Origin of the sequence: Arthrobacter sp. A2-55 (genome assembly GCF_025548615.1) — a bacterium.
Taxonomy (GTDB): Bacteria; Actinomycetota; Actinomycetes; order Actinomycetales; family Micrococcaceae; genus Specibacter; species Specibacter silviterrae.
The window spans coordinates 1-992 of record NZ_JAJLOZ010000150.1; the positions used below are offsets into that span (position 1 = coordinate 1).

The 992-nt window shown below is 63.0% G+C and carries 1 protein-coding gene; it reads right to left on the reverse strand.

Going from position 1 to position 992, the window contains the following annotated elements; all coding sequences use genetic code 11:
* Nucleotides 1-30 precede the first annotated feature (30 nt).
* A complete protein-coding gene (locus tag LPN03_RS20720) occupies nt 31-864 on the reverse strand; it encodes an IS5 family transposase (protein ID WP_262455759.1) in 834 nt (277 codons plus the stop codon).
* Nucleotides 865-992 lie beyond the last annotated feature (128 nt).

Genomic DNA, 992 nt, shown 5'->3' on the forward strand with positions numbered 1-992 from the left:
CTAAGAAAATCCGCCAATAGGCCCTGACCGTTAGGGCTTGCGCTTGGGCCTGGTGTCCCATCGGTGGGTGTGCCAGGCCTCGCGGATCAGGCGCCGCAGGACGATGATGCTGTTGGCCAGGCTGATCATGGCGTCGATGACCCGGGCCCGGCGTTCGGTGCAGACCAGGAGTTTCTTGAAGCCGCGGGTGTGCCAGGCGTTGGTTCGTTCGACCACCCAGCGGGCGCCGGCCTGGAGCGGTTCGCCCTTGGTGCTGATGACCCATTCGCACCCGAGTTCGGTGAGCAGGGTGCGGGTCTTGGAGCTGTCGTAGCCGGCGTCCAGGTGCACGGTGATCTGCGGTGGCAGGTGGAATCCGAAGCGTGAGAGCTTTTCCAGGGTGGGGCGCAGCAGTGGGGAGTCGTGCCGGTTGGCCGGTGCGGCCACGCAGCCCAGCGGGATGCCCTTGCCGTCGGTGAGGACGGAGCGTTTGGTGCCCGGTTTTCCGCGGTCCACCGGGGATTTTCCGGCCAGTTCTCCTCCGCAGGGTGCTTTGACGATGCACCCGTCCACGGTGAGGTTCTCGAGTTCCAGGCCGGTGATCCGGTCGTAGGCTTCCAGGCAGAGTTGTTCGAGGGTGGTGAAGATTCCGGCGTTGATCCATTCATCGCGGCGTCGCCGGATCGTGGTGGCCGAGCATCCGGTGTCGCTGATCTTCTCGTAGGAGGCTCCCAGGACGAGGACCTGGATGAGTTTGTCGAAGACCACGCGGTTGGTGATTCGTGGCCGGTGGCAGCCCAGCGGGTGGTGGTTCGCCACCGGTGGGATCAGTGCCTCGAATTGGCACCAGAGTGGTTCGATGAGGAATGATGGAAGGGCAGGCACGATTCTCCTGGTCAAACGTTTTCTTGGTCGAAAACATGTTTAACAGGGGTCGTGCCTGCCTTGCTTCTTAATGACGCTTAATTACGCTGACGTGCGGCTTATGGGTGCCGGCCCGGACGCCTATTGGC